The sequence below is a fragment of the Photorhabdus caribbeanensis genome (assembly GCF_018448885.1).
Classification (GTDB): domain Bacteria; phylum Pseudomonadota; class Gammaproteobacteria; order Enterobacterales; family Enterobacteriaceae; genus Photorhabdus; species Photorhabdus caribbeanensis.
This window is the reverse complement of record NZ_RCWB01000003.1, coordinates 159,702-183,116: the sequence shown is the minus strand read 5'-3', so window position 1 is coordinate 183,116 and position 23,415 is coordinate 159,702. Positions and strand designations below refer to the sequence as shown.

At 42.9% G+C, this 23,415-nt stretch carries 14 protein-coding genes and 1 pseudogene; 13 read left to right on the top strand and 2 right to left on the bottom strand.

What is annotated here, in order from left to right; genetic code table 11:
* Nucleotides 1-679 precede the first annotated feature (679 nt).
* Nucleotides 680-1,687, top strand: a complete 1,008-nt coding sequence (locus tag EAE90_RS04045) for a restriction endonuclease (RefSeq protein ID WP_214052376.1) — start codon at nt 680-682, stop codon at nt 1,685-1,687.
* Between the two features lie 61 nt (nt 1,688-1,748).
* On the opposite strand, the gene EAE90_RS04040 is transcribed toward EAE90_RS04045, so the two are convergent.
* Together EAE90_RS04040 and EAE90_RS04035 are read right to left on the bottom strand one after the other, a co-directional pair.
* Nucleotides 1,749-2,849 carry a DNA cytosine methyltransferase gene (locus EAE90_RS04040; RefSeq protein WP_214052375.1) on the bottom strand — a complete coding sequence of 367 codons (1,101 nt, stop codon included), beginning with the start codon at nt 2,847-2,849 and terminating at the stop codon, nt 1,749-1,751.
* Nucleotides 2,850-3,095: 246 nt separating this feature from the next.
* Nucleotides 3,096-3,572, bottom strand: a complete 477-nt coding sequence (locus EAE90_RS04035) for a very short patch repair endonuclease (RefSeq protein ID WP_105399380.1) — start codon at nt 3,570-3,572, stop codon at nt 3,096-3,098.
* A gap of 2,353 nt (nt 3,573-5,925) precedes the next feature.
* On the opposite strand from EAE90_RS04035, the gene fecI reads away from it, so the two are divergent.
* The 12 genes and pseudogenes from fecI to EAE90_RS03980 all read left to right on the top strand — a co-directional run bounded on the left by fecI (nt 5,926) and on the right by EAE90_RS03980 (nt 23,413).
* Nucleotides 5,926-6,447, top strand: a complete 522-nt coding sequence (gene fecI, locus EAE90_RS04030; RefSeq protein ID WP_214052374.1) for a ferric citrate uptake sigma factor FecI — start codon at nt 5,926-5,928, stop codon at nt 6,445-6,447.
* Between the two features lie 2 nt (nt 6,448-6,449).
* On the top strand, nt 6,450-7,415 hold the full coding sequence (fecR, locus tag EAE90_RS04025) for a ferric citrate uptake sigma factor regulator FecR (RefSeq protein WP_214052373.1): 966 nt from the start codon (nt 6,450-6,452) through the stop codon (nt 7,413-7,415).
* An 84-nt stretch (nt 7,416-7,499) separates the two neighbouring features.
* Nucleotides 7,500-9,860, top strand: coding sequence for a TonB-dependent Fe(3+) dicitrate receptor FecA (gene fecA, locus EAE90_RS04020; RefSeq protein ID WP_214052372.1), 2,361 nt, complete (start codon nt 7,500-7,502; stop codon nt 9,858-9,860).
* A gap of 59 nt (nt 9,861-9,919) precedes the next feature.
* Nucleotides 9,920-10,828, top strand: a complete 909-nt coding sequence (locus EAE90_RS04015; protein ID WP_214052371.1) for a Fe(3+) dicitrate ABC transporter substrate-binding protein FecB — start codon at nt 9,920-9,922, stop codon at nt 10,826-10,828.
* Nucleotides 10,825-11,817, top strand: coding sequence for an iron-dicitrate ABC transporter permease FecC (gene fecC / locus EAE90_RS04010; RefSeq protein ID WP_214052370.1), 993 nt, complete (start codon nt 10,825-10,827; stop codon nt 11,815-11,817). Before EAE90_RS04015 ends, fecC begins: the two co-directional genes overlap by 4 nt.
* Nucleotides 11,814-12,770 (top strand): Fe(3+) dicitrate ABC transporter permease subunit FecD, encoded by a 957-nt coding sequence (gene fecD, locus EAE90_RS04005; protein ID WP_214052369.1) that lies wholly within the window; start codon nt 11,814-11,816, stop codon nt 12,768-12,770. Before fecC ends, fecD begins: the two co-directional genes overlap by 4 nt.
* Entirely contained in the window at nt 12,771-13,538 is a 768-nt protein-coding gene (gene fecE / locus EAE90_RS04000; RefSeq protein ID WP_214052368.1) for a Fe(3+) dicitrate ABC transporter ATP-binding protein FecE, read from the top strand.
* Between the two features lie 46 nt (nt 13,539-13,584).
* Nucleotides 13,585-13,701 (top strand): annotated as a pseudogene (locus EAE90_RS24625) (IS982 family transposase); the annotation flags it as partial.
* Between the two features lie 364 nt (nt 13,702-14,065).
* Nucleotides 14,066-17,374 carry a DEAD/DEAH box helicase gene (locus tag EAE90_RS03995; RefSeq protein WP_214052410.1) on the top strand — a complete coding sequence of 1,103 codons (3,309 nt, stop codon included), beginning with the start codon at nt 14,066-14,068 and terminating at the stop codon, nt 17,372-17,374.
* A 167-nt stretch (nt 17,375-17,541) separates the two neighbouring features.
* The gene (locus EAE90_RS03990; protein ID WP_214052367.1) at nt 17,542-19,644 is read left to right on the top strand and encodes a RecQ family ATP-dependent DNA helicase; all 2,103 of its coding nucleotides are present in this window, start codon (nt 17,542-17,544) and stop codon (nt 19,642-19,644) included.
* A complete protein-coding gene (locus EAE90_RS03985) occupies nt 19,641-21,053 on the top strand; it encodes a DNA-processing protein DprA (protein ID WP_214052366.1) in 1,413 nt (470 codons plus the stop codon). Before EAE90_RS03990 ends, EAE90_RS03985 begins: the two co-directional genes overlap by 4 nt.
* Nucleotides 21,054-22,060: 1,007 nt before the next feature.
* Nucleotides 22,061-23,413: a DNA methyltransferase gene (locus EAE90_RS03980; RefSeq protein WP_214052365.1), complete on the top strand. Its 1,353-nt coding sequence runs from the start codon at nt 22,061-22,063 to the stop codon at nt 23,411-23,413.
* The last annotated feature ends 2 nt before the right edge of the window (nt 23,414-23,415 follow it).

Below are 23,415 nucleotides of genomic sequence, written 5' to 3'. Positions count from 1 at the left end.
GCACACATGGCGATGGTATGGTTCTAGTGGAAAGATAACATGTTAAAATTATAGTTAATTGCAAATATTTACTAAACAATAAATGATCTACCATATATTGAGATCATAGTAAGAGCATTGGCAAGATAAAAACGATACCACCAATAAACCAGAAGGCGATCTTAAAAAGAATGGTATTTCGTTAGATTAGATTGATATTGTCATTAATACCATTCATACAACGATGTAGAAAGCTCTGACGGATTAACCAGGCAAGATTATAACGGTTTAACAGGTATTTAAGCGTTAATCGAGCGAGAAAATAGTTTTTAAAAACAACAATATGAAATTATTTTAACGTATTAAAAGCATAAAAGAAGAATGGTTTAATTTACTGAAAAATACAGTGCTAATTATAAATCGGCTACTATTTTATCAGATGTTTTCTATACGAAACAACTAGAAACATAGGCAGTAAAACTCATGAGCTACGAAGTTTTGTAGGTACATCACACAATTGTCGGTATGTTAAGGGGACTCTGCCAGCTATCATTGTTTTAAATTATCTTAATGCCGAGTCTTTTCTTTGGTATCTTTCCCTATTTGATTGATTTTTAATAACTTTATTATAACTTGTGACCACGGTACATGTCGTTGTAATCTAATGGCATATATGGATAGAAAAGATGTTAGATAAAAAATGATAGAGCGCCAAATTTTTGAGACCTTATTAACTAAGACAACAGAAAAACTCACTCAAGACTTGAGATCATCAAACGAGCATCATAACTCAAAAAAATTCGAGCAAAGAGTCAGAGAGGTTTTAGGAGAGATATTAACGGACATGAGGTTATCTGTAGATATGAATCCTCCTGCACAAGAGTTTCCAGACATAATTATTGGAAACTTTGGTGTAGAAGTAAAATATTCAGATAATAATACATGGAGATCAATAGCAAATAGCATTTTCGAAGGGAGTCGTAAGCAGGGAGTAGATTATGTATATCTACTTTTTGGAAAAATTGGCGGAGAACCAGAAGTTAAATGGGGGCGTTATGAAGAATGTATCATGCACGTAAGAACGTCTCATGTTCCAAGATTTGAAGTGGAAATTAATGCCAAAGAACCATTATTCGATAAGCTCAATATAAGCTATAACGACTTCAGGATTTTAAGTCCGGAAGAAAAAATGCCCTTCATTAGAAAGTATGCAAAAAATAGGTTAAAGCCCGGTGAAAGGCTTTGGTGGATTGATGATCAACCTGATGAAAGAACTCTACCATTGGAAGTAAGGCTATATACAAAACTTTCTCAGCCGGAGAAGCGAAAGTATCGAGCAGAATCAGCAGTACTTTGTCCACAGATTGTTAAATCTAGCCGAGTATCAGGAAAATACGATGATGTGACAATGTTCCTTCTAACATATTATGGCATATTATGTAATCAAGCTAGAGATTTATTTTCTGCTGGAAGTGTCGCAATGAGATCGTCGCCAGAAAGAGGTGGCAATTATATAGAAAGGGCATTAAAAGATATAGAGATCGAAATGCTTAGAGCGTTTTATGAATTAGAAGATGCCTTATTTGAAGAGTATTGGAGAGTAGTTCTTCCCAAAGAAGAAAGAATTAAGTACTGGTTAAAACTGGCAGATACCTATGCTGTAGGATGGAAACCATCAGAAACTCTATTTATAACCGCTAAATATTAAGTCTTTGCAACAATACCATGACTGATAACAAATAACAGTCATGGTATTCTAAATATATTGTTTATAATTTATCGAGATATTCTTCAACGGATTGCGCTAAATGCCAAGCTAAAACCGGTGGAACAGCGTTTCCAACCTGTCTTTCGGTTTCCCTCAAGTTCGATTCGAAAACAAAATTATCAGGAAATGACTGGAAACGTGCAGCCTCTCGCATCGAAATACGACGATCTAATTTATAATGGAACTGAATATTACCATGACATTCCGCTCTTATAGTCTGAGATGGCTTATCTTTCTTTAAACGTCTACTTCCTTGGTCTGGGCTTTTTTTAGCCTTACTCCAAATATGATTAAGATTGCGATCTTCATCAACGGTTTCTAAATCATGAATCGCATCATAACAAGTCAACCATTCGTTTTTATGGAGAATATCAACAGGTTCTTTGAATAAAGGATTTCCATGTAATGTTCCAACAATAAAAACTCTCTCTCTCGTTTGGGGTACACCAAAATTGGCTGAATTATATAGTTTATAACTAACATTATAACCCAATTCACTGAAATCCTTTATAACACGGGCTAAAGACTCTTCATTATACTTCATGAGTAGCCCTTTGACATTTTCAGCAATAAAAATCTTTGGTCGTGAGCGTTTAACAGCTTCGACCATAGCAAGATATAAACCGCTGCGCTTTCCGTCTACGCCAGCTCTTTTACCATTGATAGATATATCTTGGCAGGGGAAGCCTCCTATCAGTACATCACATTCTGTAGGGGTTGAATCGATAAGTTCCCATATGTCGCCTTCAACGATATCATGAGAAAAGTTTTTTTTATATGTTTTTACTGCATTGGGGTTGAATTCATTAGCCCAAATAATTTCAAATTTTGTTTTTTTATATTCTTTATTCAAGACAGAAAAACCGCCACAGAAGCCTAAATCCATTCCGCCACAACCAGCAAAAAGCGAAACCAATTTATACTTTTCTTTTTGAAAGATATCACTATTCGATGCTAATGCCATCGATATTTTATTTTCAATCCATGCTGCTAAACTTACACCTTGCGCCTCAGCTAAAGCTTTCCATATTTCCTTTTGAGATGGAGTAATCCGTAAATGGATTTTCTCGCTTTTAATTTCTGATGTAATGCTTGTTGTCATTTCTTCACTCTCGTTCTCATCGGCCTTAACCTGATCTTTTATACATAATAAACAAAACCTGATGTGTGCACAACATAAGTTGCAAATAATTTAATTATTTTTATCTTGTTGTTTTTATTGATTTTTTATTTTTTAAAATGTGCGCAAAACCGTATAAAAAACGCCATAATGAAGGATGGAGTGAGAGCTTAATGAGTCAAAGAAAGGAGAGAGGGATGATTTCTCGATCTTCACTGTTTAAGCTTACTAGCACAACGACTGCATAAGTTTAATCCCTTGATAGTCTATCTCGCAATTTCTAATACCTGTAAAAATCCACTCTTCAATACAATCCTGCAAAATAATGCTATCCAGTTTTTTCTTCCCTAACAATGCACACTCCCATACAACCAGAACCCTATAACCAAGATTGCTCAAATTAGATATAACACGCATATCTCTTTCTATATTATTTTTGAGCTTTTTGGTCCAATATTCACTTGTAGATTTTGGCGGTCTAAACATGTGGCACGAATGACTGTGCCAAAAACAGCCATTAACAAGTATGGCTGCTTTATGCTCGACACACACAAAATCTGGTTTGCCATATATTTTTTCACATTGGGATATGTGATTAATCTCAAGATTATTTAGGATTTTTTCGACAATGATTTCTGGCTTTGTGCTTTTTGAGTGTATAGATCTCATGATATGCGAGCGTTTAATTTTTGATATCGCTTTCATTCCATTTTCCTCCTTAACAAAAACAAATAGAATTATAGCATATTTCACAAACTAAATTTACCTCCCCTCTATACTATCTAAAAATATCTGACCTCTTTTTTGAGACTGTAATTTAAACTGACGTATTTAAGGCATCACAGAATTGTACAACAAATGCAATATAATAACGCTGCAAGTAACCCAATTTGCATTCGGTTAAATCATTTATCTAGGGATTTTGTTATGCCGATTTTTATCATCAATTATTTAACTGGTTTATGACATGGTTTATTCTCCGATTGAAAACACTATTAAAGCGACTCATTTTGAAAAATAGATTATCGAATTAGCAGATTCATATTCTTATTTATCTTTTTTCCTGTAAATATAAGCATTAATTAAACCCATTTTTATTTCTCAGTTTTCATTGACAGCTTTATGATGGGTAGGTTTTAAACTATTGTTAAAAGTAATTTTTTCAACCACTGATTTTAAATAAGGTTTCATAATTACGCTATACGTGGTTTTATTCAACCAATTGTTATAAATAACATTTCGTAATTATGATACACATAGCCCTCTTCAACTCATTGTTATTCATAGAATTATGAGTGGTATAAAATGTAGCACTATTTTGGGATTTTATTTATATAGAGTTATATGTTATGTTACGTAACGTGTGTAAGGTGTAGCACTATTTTGGAAAGTTATTTAATCAGTATAAAGATTTAACAGTTTTTTATTACTTTTGACGCCTACTTTTTATATTTACTGACACTATCTTATCAGGAACTTTAATCAGTTTTTATAGGTCACTACCCTTATGTTTTTTCGGATAACAACCTATCTTTAAGAGATTAAATCCTACCAAATCAACCATTTTATCCTTTTTTATTTCATTATTTTTTACGGTTTTTTTTCATAAAATAACGGTAGTAAAATACTTTCATATCCTTCTGTTTCAATAATATTATTTTACGCGCTGGTTTATTTTAAATTATCTGTTAATAAATTTAGATTCAATTAACTATTCTCATTAAAAGCTAATTTATTTAAATCAATTACATAAAAAACACCACCCCTGAATTTATATTTTTAAATAGCCATTGCTGGTTATAGTTAAATATAAAAAAAATCGAATAACACCATTACTGATAAATACATTAAACATGGTAGTAAATAGGCCGTTTTTAGTCACCCTTCACCTTTTAAAAACCTCGCATTAATGGAGCACCTGTTTTTTTACTCTTAGCTGATTAATCACTGTTAAAAATAAGCGTATAATCACACACACAAAAAAAGAATACGCAGGTAAAAAAATATAGTAAACCACGTTAATGAAGATAATAAATCTGTAAAACAATTCCCATTCCGAGGTTTTTCATATTTTTAAATAAAAATTCATTTAACAAATGGTTTTCATTAGATAGTTTATGCAAATATAATAGTTTTTTTTCATCCCCTAACGCGGCTTAAAACCAGAAAGGGTAAAAGGTATATTAATGGTATTAAAATCAACGCCCATTTCTTTAATAAATTTTAATCCCGTTAATCCCGTTAATCCCGTTAATCCCGTTAATCCCGTTAATCCCGTTAATCCCGTTAATCCCGTTAATCCCGTTAATCCCGTTAATCCCGTTAATCCCGTTAATCCCGTTAATCCCGTTAATCCCGTTAAATGTTTTGATATAACATCGTATTATTGGGTTAACACTGTTATTTTACACTTTGGTTAATCAATTTAAAACCTGTTTTCTCCGATGTTTCCTCTTTTAATGTCAATATAACATCAGATTTTTTACCCGCCTTTAAAAATCCTTAATCACTTCTTTTTACCTTTGATGATTTAAGTTTTTACCTATTTACTCATAGTACACTTGCCTCTTTTCCCTGATTCTAAAACCACACTGATAGACAAAAACGGCTTTTCTTAAGTACCTGTTTTATCACGTTCAGGATAAGGCATATTTACTTTTACTCGAATGAGTGAAAGTTTCTGTAACCCTTTGCTTTCAGATAGCACGAAAAACGATAAACCATACGGTCTAACCTGAACAAATCGGGATCTTATGGAGTAAGTAAAAAGCGCTCTTTAGGTTAATTGGCTCGGTGTATAAATCCACTTTCTGGTCGGTCATATCGACTTTCACCTTTCTTTACCGCTCTTTTATGACTGGCTTCAGTTTTTTTCCAACCGTAGCTCAATCTTCATTAACCGCTTTCTCCAACATTTTAACGAAACAGAGATAGGTCTCCAGACTATGGAGACTTAAGTTACATCAATATGAAATAAAAAACCTTCGTAATGATTGTAACGATAACTATTCTCACATTAAGATGATACCGTGATTATTGACTTTTGATGTTACAGGGTATGTCTGACCGCATTGTTGTTTCCGCTGAGCTAACGTTTGAATCGCTTTACGGCGCGCATCATGGCTGGCTGAAAAACTGGCTCACGCGCAAACTGCAATCGCCCTTCGACGCCGATGACGTAGCGCAGGATACCTTCCTGCGTGTGATGACCGGCGACTCACTACAAGCCATTCGCGACCAAAAATCCTTCCTTTGTACGATCGCCAAAAGAGTAATGATCGATCTGTTTCGCCGCAACGCGCTAGAAAAAGCCTATCTGGAACTACTGGCGCAACGGCCCGAGGCGTTTATGCCCTCGCCGGAAATCCGTCAGTGTCAACTTGAGACACTCCAGCAAATCGACCAGATGATCGATGGTCTAAGCAACAAAACGCGCCAAGCGTTTTTATTGTCTCAGCTTGAAAATTTGACCTACAGCGACATTGCTTCACGCCTCAATGTCTCCGTCAGTTCCGTGAAAAAATATATAGCCAAAGCCACCGAGCACTGCCTGCTGTTTCGTCTGGAGCATGGACTCTGATTATGGATACCTTGTTAACCCATTCTCGCCGTCAGGCATTAAAATCAGCATCACACTGGTATGCGATACTAAGTAGCGATCAGGTAAGCCCACTGCAAACTGAAAAATGGCAGCGCTGGTACGAACAGCATCAAGATCATCAGTGGGCATGGCAGCAAGTGGAAAATCTACGCAACCAGATGCTTGTTGTACCAGGTAATGTGGCAAGCCACGCACTCCAGGAAACTTACCTGTCACGACGCAGGGTGATGAAAGGCATACTGTTACTACTAGGAGCTGGCGGTGGCTGGCAACTGTGGTGTTCGGAAGTGGGAGAAGGACTACGGGCCGATTACCATACTGCTAAAGGGGATATTCAGCATCATCAACTGAGCGATGGCACACTGCTTACACTCAATACCGACAGTGCCGTAGATGTCCATTTTACTCCTCAACAACGTCTGGTACATCTCCGGTACGGCGAAATTGCTATCACTACCGGGCATGATACCGGAGCAAAGCCGTTTCGTGTACAAACCCGCCATGCACAACTGACTGCGCTAGGCACCAAATTCACGGTTCGTCAGGAAGCCAACGCGACACTACTCAGCGTGCAGCAACATGCCGTAGAGGTAATACTAACCAGTGCCGACCATAAATGTATTGTGCGTCAGGGCGAAAGCCTAAGATTCAGCGCCACCGATTTCGGTGAACTAACCGCGGCAACCGCCGAAGACAACGCATGGACGCAGGGTGTACTAAGTTTCAGCGATAAACCCCTGAATGAAGTGATAGCAACCCTTTCCCGCTATCGAAGCGGTATATTACGCTGCGACCCTGCTGTCGCCTCTCTACGGTTAAGCGGCACTTTCCCGATAAAAAATACCGATACGATATTGACCGTCATAGAGAAAACACTTCCCGTTAAGATTCAATACATTACCCGTTATTGGGTGAATGTTCTGCCCATAGAAAAATCGTTAACGTAAAAAATAATCATTTTCAATTGTCCTTTTTGTTTTCTCGTTCGACTTCATAAATGAATACAGCAACAAAATGATTATGGAGACGTTATGATGCCTTTACGTGCACAGCCACTGCGTGCGCTTCACAAAGCAACACCGCTGGTAATGGCGATTCGCTTGAGCCTGTTACCAGTGGCTTGCCTAACCTCAGGGATAACGTATGCTGCGGTAGAGCCAGCCAGCGCACACTATGACATTAATGCGGGCGAACTGGATAAAGTTCTTAATCAGTACTCCACCCACGCCGGTATTACCCTTTCAGTAGATGCCAACTTAACCCGCGGCAAACAGAGTAGCGGTCTACACGGCAATTACTCCATCACCGATGGACTGAACACCTTGCTGGTCGGCACTGATTTACAGGTGAAAACACTGGGTGATAACACGTTCACACTCGAACCCGCCCCTGTCGCGCAGAAAGACGTGCTGACCGTAGTAGGCGACTGGCTAGGTAGCGCCCGTGAAGCTGACGTGTTTGAACATGCAGGCGCACGTGATGTCATCCGCCGGGAAGATTTTGCTAAAACAGGCGCAACCACAATGCGTGAAGTGCTGAACCGCATTCCCGGCGTCAACGCACCAGAAAACAACGGTACCGGCAGCCACGACTTAGCGATGAACTTTGGCATTCGTGGCCTGAATCCACGTCTCGCTAGCCGCTCTACGGTTCTGATGGACGGCGTTCCGGTGCCCTTCGCGCCTTATGGACAGCCGCAGCTATCATTAGCGCCAGTATCTCTCGGCAACATGGACGCAATAGACGTGGTACGCGGCGGCGGCGCTGTGCGCTATGGGCCACAAAGCGTCGGTGGCGTGGTGAATTTTGTTACCCGCGCTATCCCGCAGGATTTTGGTATTGACGCAAGTGTGGAAGGACAACTTAGCCCCACCTCCTCACAAAATAATCCAAAAGAAACCCATAATTTCATGATCGGCGGTACGGCAGATAACGGTTTCGGCACGGCGCTTCTCTACTCCGGCACACGCGGCAGCGACTGGCGCGAACACAGCGCTACGCACATTGACGATGTGATGCTCAAAAGCCGCTATGCACCCAATGAAGTGCACACCTTCAACAGTCTACTGCAATATTACGATGGCCGTGCGGATATGCCCGGCGGCCTTTCACGCGCCGATTACGACGCCAATCGTTGGCAATCCACTCGCCCATATGACCGCTTCTGGGGCCGCCGTCAGCTCGCAAGCCTCAGCTATCAGTATCAACCTGACCAACAGCATAAATTCAATATTCAGGGCTTATATACTCATACCTTGCGCAGCGGTTATCTTGAGCAGGGCAAGCGCATTACCCTTTCCCCGCGCGAATACTGGGTGCGCAGCATCGAACCGCGCTATAGCCAGCTCTTCAATTTAGGTCCTTCGGCCCACGAAGTAGGGATTGGCTACCGTTATGTGAATGAATCCAGTCACGAAATGCGTTACTACACCGCCACCAGCAGCGGCGAATTACCTAGCACGTCGAGTCCTTATGACCGTAATACCCGCTCCGGCACCCAAGCACACGCTTGGTATATTGATGACCGCATTGATATCGGCAACTGGACCATCACGCCTGGAATACGATTCGAACATATCAAATCCTTCCAAAACAACAATGTGAAAGGCACCCGCCAAGAAGTAAGTTACGATGCGCCGTTGCCAGCACTTAATGTTCTTTATCATATTACTGATAGCTGGAATCTTTACGCCAATACGGAAGGTTCATTCGGTACCGTACAGTACAGCCAAATTGGCAAGGCGGTGAAAAGCGGTAATGTAGAACCGGAAAAGGCGCGAACTTGGGAAGTTGGAACTCGCTACGATGACGGCGCATTAGCAGCGGAAATGGGGCTGTTTCTGATTAACTTCAACAATCAGTACGACTCCAACCAAACTAACGATACCGTTACGGCACGTGGAAAAACCCGACACACAGGGCTGGAAACTCAGGCACGTTATGATCTTTCCGAACTTACTCCCAAACTGAATAACGTTTCGGTTTACGCCAGCTACACGTATGTCAACGCGGAAATTCGTGAAGAAGGTGACACCTACGGGAATCAAGTGCCGTTCTCACCGAAACATAAAGGTGCATTTGGCATAGATTACAAACCGGGTAACTGGACCTTCAACCTCAACAATACATCCCAATCCAGCCAATTTGCTGATAACGCTAATACCGTGCAGGAAAGCGCCAATGGCAGCACTGGTCGCATTCCGGGCTTTATGCTGTGGGATACGCGCGTGGCGTATGACTTCGGTCCACAAATGGCTAATCTGAGTCTGGCCTTTGGGGTGAAAAACATCTTTGACCACGAGTATTACACCCGTTCCTATGATGATAATAACAAAGGCATCTACGCCGGGCAGCCACGTACGTTCTATATGCAGGGTTCTGTAAAATTCTAACGTTACATTAATCCGTTCGCCGGGCTATCGCCCGGCTTTGCTATTTCTGGAGCTAAATCATGCTTGCACCGATTCACATTATGTTTATCGTTTTGCTCTTCTTCACCAGCCTGCCCCACGCCATTGCGGTTACGGTGCAGGATGAACAGGGCAGTTTTACCCTCGATACCGTTCCTCAGCGCGTAGTCGTGCTGGAATTGTCGTTTGCTGATGCGTTGGCCGCCATCAATATCAGCCCAGTGGGTATTGCCGATGATAACGATCCACAACGTATCCTCTCGGATGTTCGCCAGCGTATTAAGCCCTGGCAATCAACGGGCACTCGCGCTCAGCCAAGCCTTGAAGCTATCAGCGCGTTGAAGCCGGATCTCATCATTGCAGATAGCCAACGCCACACAGGGATTTATCGGGCGCTAAAGGGTATCGCTCCCGTCCTGCTGTTAAAGTCCCGCAACGAAACTTACAAAGAAAACCTGCAATCTGCCGCGATCATCGGCAAAATCATGGGGAAAGATAATGAGATGCAGAAACGGCTGGCAGAGCACCGTGAACGCATGAAAAGCTATGCCAGCCAGTTACCACAAGGCGTCAGTGTGGTTTTTGGCACCTCGCGCGAACAGCAATTTAACCTGCACTCCAGCGACACCTATACCGGCAGCGTCTTAGCGGCATTAGGGCTAAAGGTTCCCACGCCAGTTAATCATGCGGCAATGGCTTCTCTCAGCCTGGAACAGTTACTGGCTCTCAATCCTGACTGGCTTATCGTGGCCCACTATCGCCAAGAAAGCATCGTCAAGCGCTGGCAACAAGATGCGCTATGGCAGATGATGACAGCACAGCAAAAACGTCAGATAGCGGCAGTAGACAGCAACACCTGGGCTCGTATGCGCGGGATATTTGCCGCGGAACGCATTGGCAGCGATGCGGTAAATATCTTCCACCATCAACCGGTTAATGAAACACCATGAGACGCTGCCATCATCCAGTCTGGCTTTGGGGATTGCCGCTGGTTGCACTGTTTAGTGCGTTCTGGCTAAGCCTGTTTTGCTATTCTGCGATTCCCGCCATCAGTGCGCTCAAGGCACTGGTGCCAGGCCATACACCGACGCTACCTGAAGCGCTGGTTATCAATCTGCGGCTACCACGCAGTCTGGTTGCTATTCTGCTCGGCGCAGCTCTGGCATTGTCCGGCGCACTCCTCCAGACGCTCACTCATAATCCGCTGGCCTCCCCCTCCTTACTGGGTATTAACAGTGGCGCTGCACTGGCTATGGCGCTGGTGAGCGCTTTCAGTCCGGCACCACTGGCCGGATATTCCATTTCTTTGGTGGCGGCTTGTGGCGGTGGAATTAGCTGGATGATGGTGATGGCCGCAAGTGGTGGCTGGCAGCAAAAATACGATCGCAACCGGCTAATTCTGGCGGGCATTGCCTTATCTGCCTTATGTATGGCACTAACACGTATTACGCTACTGCTTGCCGAAGATCATGCTTACAGCATTTTTTACTGGCTGGCGGGGGGAGTCTCCCATGTCCGCTGGCCTGAATTCTGGCAACTATTCCCTTTCATGGTGGTCACTGTACCTGCGGTTTTGTTATTGGCGAAATCACTTAATCTGCTCAACGCTGGCGATATCAGTGCCCATACACTTGGTGTGAACCTGACGCGACTGCGTATCTTCGTCAGTTTAGCGGTACTAATTCTAGTAGGGGCCTGCGTCAGTGTGGCGGGGCCAATCGTGTTTATTGGCCTGCTAATGCCGCATCTGGCGCGTTTCTGGGTTGGCTATGATCTACGCCGCACACTGCCAATGTGCATGCTGTTGGGAGCGGTGTTCATGCTACTTGCCGATTTACTGGCCCGTGCGCTGGCCTGGCCCGGAGAACTCCCGGCAGGCGCGGTGCTGGCGCTCATTGGCGCACCCTGCTTTGTCTGGCTGGCAAGGAGGCGAACATGAATCGTCAGGTTATCTTACTTTTAGTAGTATTGCTGGCAGTTACGCTGGTGCTAGCACTACACATGGGCGCACAACCACTTCCCTGGAGCGCATTAATAAGCGGCTGGCAACCCAGTGACAAACACCACTTTGTGCTAACACAGTACCGCTTGCCGCGTATTTTACTCGCCATCACTATAGGCGCTGCACTGGCGCTTTCCGGCGTTCTGGTTCAGGGCATTGTTCGTAATCCACTGGCCTCCCCCGATGTACTTGGGGTAAACCATGCAGCAAGCCTGGCGTCGGTAAGTGCACTGATCCTTTTCCCTTCTCTGCCGGTGCAGTGGCTTCCGCTACTCGCTTTTTGCGGTGGAATGGCCGCGCTAATCCTACTGCGAGCGATTGCAGGCCCCTCTTCGCCACTGCGCCTTGCACTGGTTGGCGTCGCACTTTCAGCTACCTGGACAAGCATCACCGACTACCTAATGCTCTCACGCCCACAAGATATCAATAACGCGCTTTTGTGGCTGACCGGCAGTCTTTGGGGACGCGACTGGCAGTTTGTGGCTATAGCCTTGCCGGTATTGATGATACTGATACCGCTCAGCCTGCGTTTTTGTCGCGATTTAGATTTGCTGGCACTTGGTGATGACAGCGCCAGCACACTGGGCGTCTCGCTCCTACAGGTACAATCCTGGGGATTAATGCTGGCAGTAGCGCTCGCCTCAACAGGCGTTGCCGTTTGCGGGCCAATTGGTTTTATCAGCCTCGTGGTCCCCCATCTCGTTCGCAGACTTGTGGGAGGACGGCATCGCTGGCTTATACCAACATCCATGCTTATGGGTGCTCTGGTTTTACTACTAGCCGATTTGCTGGCAAGGACCATAGCCCCACCAATGGAATTGCCTGCTGGCGTACTGACCGCCATCATTGGCGCTCCTTATTTCTTCTGGCTTTTAGTGAGGACACGTTAAATGCAACTGGCTACGGAAAAGTTATCTGCGGGCTACGGGGAGAAACGTATTCTAAATGACCTGTCGCTCACCCTCCCGACCGGGAAAATCACGGCGTTACTCGGCCCCAATGGCTGTGGTAAATCGACATTACTGAAATGCTTTTCACGGCTATTAACGCCATTATCTGGAAAGATAACAATAGATAGTGAACCTTTAGCGCACTTTTCCTCACGCAAGCTCGCCAGACATCTTGCGCTTTTACCGCAACATCCTCTCACACCAGAGGGGATCGCCGTCCATGAACTGGTTGCATACGGGCGCAGCCCCTGGCTGACCTTCTGGGGGCGTTTAGCACCTCATGATCGTCATCTTGTACAACAAGCAATGGAAAAAACGCAGATTAGCCATCTTGCCAATAAACGCGTTGCCGACCTTTCGGGCGGGCAACGGCAGCGCACTTTTCTGGCGATGGTTCTGGCCCAAGATACGCCGGTGGTGCTGCTCGACGAACCCACGACATACCTGGACATCAACCATCAGGTGGAATTGATGAAGCTGCTGCGTGAACTGAACAATGAAGGAAAAACGGTCGTGACCGTACTTCATGACCTCAATCAAGCTAGCCGGTACTGTGACCACTTGGTGCTGCTTTCCCAAGGGCAGATTATCGCCCAAGGCTCACCCGAGGAGGTTATGACACCGAAATTATTACAGCGGGTATTCAGCATTAAAGCGGAAATTCATCCCGAACCCGTTTCAGGTAAACCAATGTGTGTGGTGTGTTAAGCGGGAATCTAATGTAACGTGTTGGTTCTCTTCTCCAGTACGGCTTAATATGCTCGGTTTTTTGTTAGAGGTTGTGTCGGGATTCATTATTTATACCACCCAACCCAAAAAGCCGAGCTTGAATTTATGTGATGCTAAAATTGCTGTTCTTAAGCAAAGCTGAGGTTATTAAGCTCTACAGCTTCGACTTGACGGGCATTGAGCTTTATTTTGGAACTCATTTTTTATCGAAGTGAAGATGCTCCGGCATCCGCAATATCAGGGAATAATTTTGTTAAATCATCCATTTAATTTGCTGTTCTCCTCTGGCTATTTCTTCATCATAGCAAACATATGACACTTAACCTATCTTGTAGCCAGCATTCCCGAATAGTGCTTCGTGATAAGGAAGATGAATAAAGTATGGGGGGCTTTGTTACCAAACTGTGACGTATGTCATAACGCTTAAGCCAAACGCCTACAAAACCCATATTGATTGCTGTACTCTTATCATTCAAGGCATTTGTTAGATAATTCAAAGAGCTATGATGGCCGCAACTTCCCTTTCGAATGATATTCTCCGTACCTGGCAACGTATAGAGTTCTTCCAACCTTATACACTTGGAAAAAAAGATAAAAGTTTACTAATTCCGCTTAAAACACTCTATCAGCTGGGAGATAAGGCACTACCCTGGCTTTCATCAGAACTCCGTCAACAACATGATATTCCCGATCAAAAAGTCTTATACAGCTTGTACGTCGGTTTGTTTGATAAAGCTATCGCTAACGCGATCAGCCAAGCGGTGTTTGGTCCAGATGAAGGGTATTATGCAGAAGAATTTGAGCAACGGCTGGATAAAGAAGGAACAACCTGCTTTGCCAAAATTCTATTAGGCGCGGAAGGAAACCCTGCTCTGGATAAATTTTCAGTGAGTTCTCTTCCCTGGGCTTTAGGGCACCTGCGTGATGAACGTTTTGAACAGCTTAATACGAAGGTATTTTCAGCCAGTTGCGAGCATCTTAAAAATACCCTCGGCAACTTTAGCGTCTCTCTGAAGCCAATACGAGAAAATGGCCCCGGTATTTTAAAAGCAAATGATATTTTAACACTGTTGACGACACATCTGGTGAGTTGGGCAGATTTTGAACCCCAATGGCAATATGCTTTACAAATAGACTGGATGGAGGGAAAAGGCGACGATACAGAAGCATCACAAGAAAATAGCGATGAAATTGAAGAAGAAGTCAGCGCTAATGATAAAACCTTTGCACTTCCTATTTTAAATAGTTTTTTCTTTGAGGACATTGAATACGCTATTACGGCCCTAAAACGAGGAGATAGATGCAAAGCTCTCAGAGCATATCTTTCTCATCATAGTGTCCCCAGGAATCCAGACCTTTATTCACAAGACGGGCTTGCCTCCATCATCAGTAAACTCCATCCAGCGAAGATGCCTCATGGACGCTGGCCTTCCGATCCCAAACATGCCATGTCGCTAATGCAGCAATTTGCTATTAATACAGCGATAGAAGAGCTTGCTGACGGTGGGCTGCTTTCCGTCAACGGCCCTCCGGGAACTGGAAAAACAACGCTTCTGCGCGATCTAATAGCACATAACATTGTTGAACGAGCGAAGATACTTACGCGTTATCAAAAAGTTGATGACACGCTGGACAATTCCGGTTTTATTGTGAATGCGCTCACTGGTTTCGAAATGGTCATTGCGTCATCCAACAACGCCGCAGCAGAAAACATATCAAAAGAATTGCCGCAAAAGAAATCATTGGCTGAAGAATTCCAATCGCTTGACTATTTAGCACCAACCGCAAACCAGATAGCTGCCGAGAACCGCCCAAAGCGCGAACATAAAAAAAGTAAAAAGAGTCAGGGAAAAGTTAGAACCTATCACCTCTATCGTCCGTTGAAGAAAGAGAAACAATGCTGGGGGATCATTTCCGCTGCTTTGGGCAACAAACCAAACCGGACTAAATTTTCTGATCGCTTATTTTTTGATGAACATTTTTTACGCGACACCCCAACTGAAGCCTCTCGTCCCGCTGAAGAGAACTTTCTCAGTCTTTGGCGCTGGAGGCACTATCACAACCCCATCTCTTTCGCCACCGCTAAAAAACGTTTCCTCGTATGTCTGGAAAAGACAAAAAAACTTCAACAGCAACTAGAAATGTTTGTGCATCTGATAGAAAAACAGCATAACGATTCATTCGACACGTTATCACTGAAGTTGAAGCAAATAGAAGGACTGTACGAAACACAGCTTAACAGGCTGGAACAGGTGAAAACAGAACAGGATGTATTAGGAAAACAGCTCCAACATGCGGAACAGCAACAAAAAATTATCGAAAGTGATGCACCAGGATGGCTAATGCGTCTGATGAATCGCAAGCGAGTGCATGTGTATAAAGAAACGTTGCAGTGTGCACAACACGAAGTATTAAGACTGATGAGATTGCAAGCCGAACAAGCCCAGCGTGTTGCGGAACAACGCAAGTCAGTTAATGACATAATTGAAAAAAAGCGAACCTTACAACAGGATATCGAAAAAATTATCCAACAACGGGAGAATGACCATCGTTCTCTGCAAACTTTGAAACAGCAGTTTCCTGATATCACATTGCCAGATATCAACCAATCTATCACTGATGCAACATTACAACGAACGGCCCTTTGGCAGAATGCACAGATAAATCGTCAACGTTCCGCATTATTTATCACAGCGATGGAACTTCATCAGGCTTGGCTTTATGAAGCACTAGGAGTACCTCGTTTTGGAGACTTCATATTTAATCTCACGGCTTTTTTAGCACAACCTCATTCCGAAATCAGGCCTATACGCTGGTGGCAAACGCTGTTTATGTTTGTGCCCGTATTATCCACAACTTTCGCATCTATGGGACGCATGTTCCACGGAGTGGGAAGCGAAGAACTTGGCTGGTTAATGATCGATGAAGCCGGCCAGGCACCTCCACAACAAGCTGTCGGGGGACTCTGGCGTGCAAAACGGGTACTGGTTGTTGGAGACCCTTTGCAGATTGAACCGGTATTTACGACCCCTCCGCCGTTGGTTGAACGTCTTTGCCTAGATGCTCTGAATGAAAAGGCTAAAGACTGGAATCCGGGATTACTTTCAGTGCAGCAGGTTGCTGATCGCGTCAATCATTGGGGATGTGAATTAGAAGTCATGAACAACCTGATCTGGCTAGGTATTCCATTGTGGGTACACCGTCGTTGTATTGAGCCAATGTTCAGTTTGTCTAATAAGATGGCCTACAATGGCCGCATGATTCATGGGCTTGATGCTGACAAGATTCGCTGCCAACCTGTGAACAACATTCTGGAAAACCATTGGCTGGCATCGGTTGGAGGGACAGGTGAAAAACAATATCGTGACAGCCACGGTAAAGATTTGCTCAAGTTATTGGACCAACTGCTTGTTGCAAATGTTTCTCTTCATTCGATTTATGTTATTACACCGTTCAAAGCAGTTAAGTCAGCATTGTGTGAATTATTAGGAAAGCGTGATCTGGCTACCTGGCGGCAATCTATGCCATTGATGACACGAAAAGAACTCAACGTATGGCAAAAAAATTGTATTGGTACAGTGCATACTTTTCAGGGCAAAGAAAACGATATTGTCATTTTTGTCCTAGGCTGCGACGAAAATAATGATGGCGGCGCAAAATGGGCTGCCAGCAAGCCTAATTTGTTAAACGTTGCGCTCACCCGAGCAAAAAAACACATTTTCATAATTGGCGATCCAGCGGTATGGCATGGTTTGCCTTGGTTTCGCGATGTAGCCAAGGAGTTGCCAGTGGGGACATATCATCATTTACAATAACCCTAAGGTGGAATGATCAAAAAACGAATAACGAAATAAGTAAACAGTCCTTATGCCGTTAGGTAATACTGCCTCACAAATTGCATTATTCGTAACATGAACCTGAAGGTGATTAGGGTTATCTAAGCTAATGAATGGCGAGCTAATTGTATAAACAAGGAGTGATAATGAATCGAGCTCAGGCCCAACAACTGCTACAAACTGCACTAGCCAATCCAAATGCTGAGTTTCGCGATGGTCAGTGGGAAGCTATTGATGCTTTGGTTAACCAACGGCAGAAACTGTTGGTAGTGCAGCGTACTGGCTGGGGTAAAAGCTCAGTTTACTTTATCAGCACCAAAATTTTCCGCGATCGCGGCATGGGGCCGACGATTATTGTTTCTCCTTTGCTGGCCCTGATGCGTAACCAGATTGAGTCCGCCCAGCGCCTGCACATCGTAGCCGAGACTATGAATTCCACCAATACAGCGGACTGGCAGACGGTGACACAAAGGATTATAAATAATCAAATAGATTGCCTGCTGATTTCTCCTGAGCGGCTCGCCAATGATAACTTCATTGAAACCGTGCTTCATCCTATCGCTGACCGTATTGCTCTGATGGTGATCGACGAAGCCCACTGCATCTCCGACTGGGGCCATGACTTCCGCCCAGACTATCGGCGTATAGTAAATATTTTGCGCCAGTTGCCACCTAATACACCAGTATTAGGCACAACGGCCACTGCCAATAACCGCGTGGTGACTGATATCCAAACACAACTGGGTAATATCCAGATCCAGCGTGGTCCACTGATCCGTGAAAGCCTCTCGTTACAAACTATGGTGCTGCCTGATCAATCCTCTCGCCTAGCTTGGTTGGCGCAAGTGATTCCCACCTTGCATGGTACTGGCATTGTGTACACCTTAACAGTGCGTGATGCCGAACAGGTAGCAAATTGGTTGAACGTCAATGGCATAAATGCCAGAGCCTACCATAGCAGTATTGAGGCTGATGGTTTTGAAAACAGTAACGATTACCGACAATATCTTGAAGAGTTATTGCTAACCAATCAACTTAAGGTGCTGGTGGCAACTACTGCATTGGGTATGGGGTACGACAAGCCGGACTTAAGCTTTGTGATTCACTATCAAGCACCAGGTTCTATCGTGGCTTACTACCAGCAGGTCGGCCGCGCAGGGCGTGGTATCGACAACGCTATTGGTGTGTTGATATCTGGTATAGAAGATCAAGATATTCATGAGTTTTTCAGGAATTCGGCATTCCCATCAGAAACTCAGGTAAACGAAATTTTGCAAGTACTAGATAATAGTGATGGTTTATCGCTTCGTAGCATTGAAGAGCAAACCAACCTACGCTATGGCCAGATTGAAAAGGTATTAAAACTGCTAAGTACAGAGAACACCGCTCCTGTGATTAAAGTCGGAAACTTATGGCGCAGAATACCCGTGCCTTATGCTATGGATCGCCCCCGTATCGCTCACCTCACCAACCAGCGTAAGCAAGAGTGGGCTGAAGTACAGGCTTATCTGTCAGATACCAGATGTAAGATGACTTTCTTGCGCCGTGTACTGGATGATCACGACCCTACACCTTGTGGCAAATGCTCGTCATGCATCGGCCAGCCTGTTGTTAATCAGGCTATTAATCCAATGTTAGTTCATCAGGCAGGCACTTTTCTTAAACATGCCGAAATGATTATCCAGCCAAGAAAACAGGTAGCAACTTCTAATCGAGCCTTTCCTACATATTGTTTTCCACGGCAGTTAGGTTGCTTAGTTGCTCAGCCAGGTAGGGTTCTCTCTCGATGGGGAGATGCTGGTTGGGGAAAAACTGTTATTGAAAATAAACATTCGGGTTATTTTTCTGACGAACTAGTTGATGCTATGGCTGAAATGATCTCACAGCGTTGGCAGCCTAATCCTAGTCCAACTTGGGTGTGTTGTGTTCCTTCCTTAAGACACCCGAATTTAGTCCCTGCATTTGCACGTCGTTTAGCACAAAGATTGAACCTGACATTTGTTGATGCGGTAGCAAAAGTTCAAGATAACCAGCCCCAAAAGGAACAACAAAATAGTTTTCATCAATGCCACAACCTTGACGGCGTTTTTGAGATAACACAAATTATACAAAATCAACCAGTACTCCTTATCGACGACATCGTTGACTCTGGTTGGACTCTTACCGTTATTGCAGCTTTGTTACAGCAAGCGGGTAGTGGTATTGTATATCCCGCAGCACTTGCCTCTTCTTCGGTGAAAGACTCATGAATTTATCGCCAACAGCACAAGCCACATTATTGCTCACTAGTTATTTTTCCAAGGCGAGCTGTGATGATGTCAAACCCCTCACTAATGCTGAATGGGGTAGGTTTGCGTTATGGCTGAAAGAAAAATCCACAACACCAGCAGATTTGTTGGTATCTGAGCCTAAATCAATATTAAGCAACTGGCAGGATTCCCGCATCAGCACAGAACGAATTATACAGTTACTGAATCGTGGCCACAGCCTGGCGTTAGCCGTTGAAAAATGGCATCGAGCAGGTCTTTGGGTAGTTACCCGCTCTGATCCTGAATATCCCAAGCGCTTAAAACAGCAATTGAAAACCGATTCGCCGCCTGTGCTATTTGGTTGCGGTAATAAAGCTTTACTGAATGTTGGTGGTTTAGCGGTTATTGGCTCACGTGAGGCCAACAATGCGGACTTGTCTTATACCGAGCTGGTCGGTTCAAGAGCGGCATCAGAGGGCATTGCGATTGTATCCGGTGGTGCCCGTGGTGTGGATGAGACGGCTATGGTGGGAGCAATGCTTGGTGGCGGCAACGTTATTGGGGTACTAGCAGATAGCCTACTGAAAGCCGCTACCAGCGCAAAATGGCGCAAAGGTTTGATGAATGGCAGTGTAATGCTGATTTCGCCCTTTTACCCCGAGGCTGGCTTCAGCACTGGAAACGCTATGGCCCGAAACAAATATATCTATTGCTTGGCAGACAGCTCGCTGGTAATTCACTCGGGGAAAAAAGGCGGCACACTAAGCGGGGCAGAAGAAAACCTGAAAAAGTGCTGGGTGCCATTATGGGTAAAACCAACGAATGACAGTAGCGCGGCAAATACTGATTTAGTTGCGAAGGGGGGGCATTGGTGTGAGGCAGATGTTCACAACCTTAAGGTTTCTGATTTGCTCTCCGTAGAAAACTCTACTGCTTCGCAGAAAGAAGCTGAACAGGTTGATCTATTTTTCATACCAGCACAGTCAGAATTATTTGCGAAACCTGCATCGGAATTTGATCTAGAGGTAGCAGAAAATCGAACAATTGCTGCTCATTCAATCGAACAAGATGAAATCCAGGGTTCAATCGATCACGAAGCAGAAGCAGAAGCAGAAGCAGAAGCAGAAGCAGAAGCAGAAGCAGAAGCAGAAGCAGAAGCAGAAGCAGAAGCAGAAGCAGAAGCAGAAAAAATTATAATGCAGGCTGTGGATTTTTATCAATTGTTTATTACTGAACTCCAGCGATTGGCAATAAGCCCTATTACACTTGATACCCTTATCGAGAACACTGGCCTGCATAAATCTCAATTGAAGGAATGGTTAAAACGAGCTATTGATGAGGGACAAGTGAAAAAACTCGGTCGTCCTGTTCGTTATCAAATAGAAAAGAAAAATCAAAAAATTGTTTAAATGATTGTTGTTGTGACTATGACAAAAAAACCAATGTTCAAGAGGTAACGACGGTTTACTTGCTGAATAGATTACAGTTGGATGGAATCTGTTATGAGCATGTATGAACGGTTGGGTAAGGAATATGATTCACGCCAAGCTTAAGGGTAGCTTCAGAAATGCCTTACCTGATAACTTCACTATATGTCAAATAGCTAAAATTGCGATCCTCTGGTTATTCACCAGCACAAACCGAGCTTTGACTTAGTGCTTTATAGCTAGCCGAGAAAGAGGCGTTGCGCCTGGCACTGTATTAGTGTGCAGCTAAATTGCTGTACACCTTTGCCAATATCAAATAATACTTGGGGTTATTAAGGGGCTAATAATTCAGCCCCAGTCTGACATTTTCTTGTTTTTCTACTTCTTTTTTTACTGAGATTGATGCCATTACGGATCATTATCTTAATACTATCGCGTTGCTCCCTAGCTTTCCCTACCTGCAAACCGATATTTCAGATACCACCATTTCGAACAACTGGGTTTGATGAGAAGATACAAACCTTATACATCAGTAAGTTTGTATTCTTTTTCACGGGACTTTGCCTCACAAGCTTCCATGTCTGTTAAAGGCATAATTTGGGGGGGCAACTCATTATCGAAAAGAACTGCCCCCAAATATCATGGATGTCAACGGATACGAATGGACGATTATAGACTTAAAAACTAAGTAATTTGTTTTTTTCAGGTAGTTACGGAAGTTTATGGAGAAGACCGGACTCGTACATCGCAACTATCCTTATGATCTTAATGGATTAAAATAAAACCTATTAATTAAGATACCATCAGTCCAAGTTTGTGATAATCGAACAAAAAATTTTCATTTATAAAAATGATATTATGTGAATAATTTATTTTCGTACAATTTTATTTATTACTACAAATATCGACATTTATTATCAATGAAAATAAAAAAAATATAATTCATTGATTTTCATGCAAAAATATGATATAAGGAAGAAAATAAATTTATGGATATACGAGATATGTCATTCTGGCAGTCAGAAATCAATGAAACTATTACCAACTCTTTCAGGTTCATTGCCAAGAGTGAACACGATAACTTCAGCAAGTGGCTTTCAAAATATAATGAAAAAGCTCCAACATCTTCCAACCAAGGGACAATAAACCTCCCATTTCAACGTTGGTTCCGCTTTAAGGAAGCCTTTTCTCCAAAGTTCGTCGTTGACACCCTAGCCTCATTACCATATGAAGTCAATACATGTTTAGATCCATTTTTGGGGAGTGGAACAACTGCCGTCACCTGCAAAATGATGGGAATCAATTCAATTGGAACAGAAGTTAATCCATTTCTATCAGACTTAGTCTCAGTGAAATTAAATTATGTCTCTCCTGAAAGTTTTTTGAAGGAGTATAAAAAGATAATTAATAATTTAGAAATTATTACCGATGATTTCTTGTTAACTCCAGGTATGCCTTTATCTTTTACAGAACCGGGGATAAAAGGTAGATTCATATTCTATAAAAATACATATTCTACTATCAGAGCATTGCTCCGGAGTTCGAAAGTAATGTCGGATGATGAAGCTCGTTTATTCAAGGTATTATTAGGTTCAGTTCTTATTGAAAATAGCAATGCTATTGTTAATGGTAAAGGTAGAAGATATAGACGTAATTGGGATTCAAGAGTTAAAACAGGGCATGATGTAATTAGATCTATGAACAAGGCAGTATATAATGCACTGGAAGACATTGAATTATTTTACACACAAAATAATAGTACACACTTAATTCATAACGGTGATACAAGAAAGCTTTTAAAAGATATTGAAAAAGCAGACGTTATTATTTTCTCACCCCCTTACCCTAATTCTTTTGATTATACTGATGTCTATAATATTGAGTTATGGATGTTAGACTACCTTAAAAATAACATTGACAACAAAAAACTAAGGAATCAAACATTTCGTTCTCATGTTCAAGCGAAATGGAATTTCGATGCCGACATGGAATTAAATTCTAAGACCTTAATAAAGGTATTCGATAATTTAAATAAATCCAGGAAGGAGCTTTGGAACAAAAACATTCCTGAAATGGTTTATAATTATTTCGAAGATCTTCAAACTATTTTTAAAGAGTTTAGTAGAATATTACCTATAAATCATCATGCTATAGTAGCTATAGGTGATAGCCAATATGCAGGTGTTCATATTGACGTTGGTGTCATACTTGAAGAAATCTTAGTACCTCTTGGTTTTATTCTCCAAGAAAAAGGAGAGATACGTTCAATGAGGAGTAGTTCCCAGCATGGCGGTAAATTTGAACTATCTGAACATTGTTTAGTTTTCAAGAAAATAAGGTAAAA

Bases quoted from the DNA above. Each gene is read 5' to 3' on its own strand.
- EAE90_RS04015 (WP_214052371.1), top strand. From the start codon at position 9,920: ATGCTTGCACCGATTCACATTATGTTTATCGTTTTGCTCTTCTTCACC.
- EAE90_RS04045 (WP_214052376.1), top strand. From the start codon at position 680: ATGATAGAGCGCCAAATTTTTGAGACCTTATTAACTAAGACAACAGAA.
- fecC (WP_214052370.1), top strand. From the start codon at position 10,825: ATGAGACGCTGCCATCATCCAGTCTGGCTTTGGGGATTGCCGCTGGTT.
- EAE90_RS03980 (WP_214052365.1), top strand. From the start codon at position 22,061: ATGGATATACGAGATATGTCATTCTGGCAGTCAGAAATCAATGAAACT.
- fecR (WP_214052373.1), top strand. From the start codon at position 6,450: ATGGATACCTTGTTAACCCATTCTCGCCGTCAGGCATTAAAATCAGCA.
- EAE90_RS03995 (WP_214052410.1), top strand. From the start codon at position 14,066: ATGGCCGCAACTTCCCTTTCGAATGATATTCTCCGTACCTGGCAACGT.
- EAE90_RS04040 (WP_214052375.1), bottom strand. From the start codon at position 2,849: ATGACAACAAGCATTACATCAGAAATTAAAAGCGAGAAAATCCATTTA.
- fecE (WP_214052368.1), top strand. From the start codon at position 12,771: ATGCAACTGGCTACGGAAAAGTTATCTGCGGGCTACGGGGAGAAACGT.
- EAE90_RS03990 (WP_214052367.1), top strand. From the start codon at position 17,542: ATGAATCGAGCTCAGGCCCAACAACTGCTACAAACTGCACTAGCCAAT.
- fecD (WP_214052369.1), top strand. From the start codon at position 11,814: ATGAATCGTCAGGTTATCTTACTTTTAGTAGTATTGCTGGCAGTTACG.
- fecI (WP_214052374.1), top strand. From the start codon at position 5,926: ATGTCTGACCGCATTGTTGTTTCCGCTGAGCTAACGTTTGAATCGCTT.
- EAE90_RS03985 (WP_214052366.1), top strand. From the start codon at position 19,641: ATGAATTTATCGCCAACAGCACAAGCCACATTATTGCTCACTAGTTAT.
- EAE90_RS04035 (WP_105399380.1), bottom strand. From the start codon at position 3,572: ATGAAAGCGATATCAAAAATTAAACGCTCGCATATCATGAGATCTATA.
- fecA (WP_214052372.1), top strand. From the start codon at position 7,500: ATGATGCCTTTACGTGCACAGCCACTGCGTGCGCTTCACAAAGCAACA.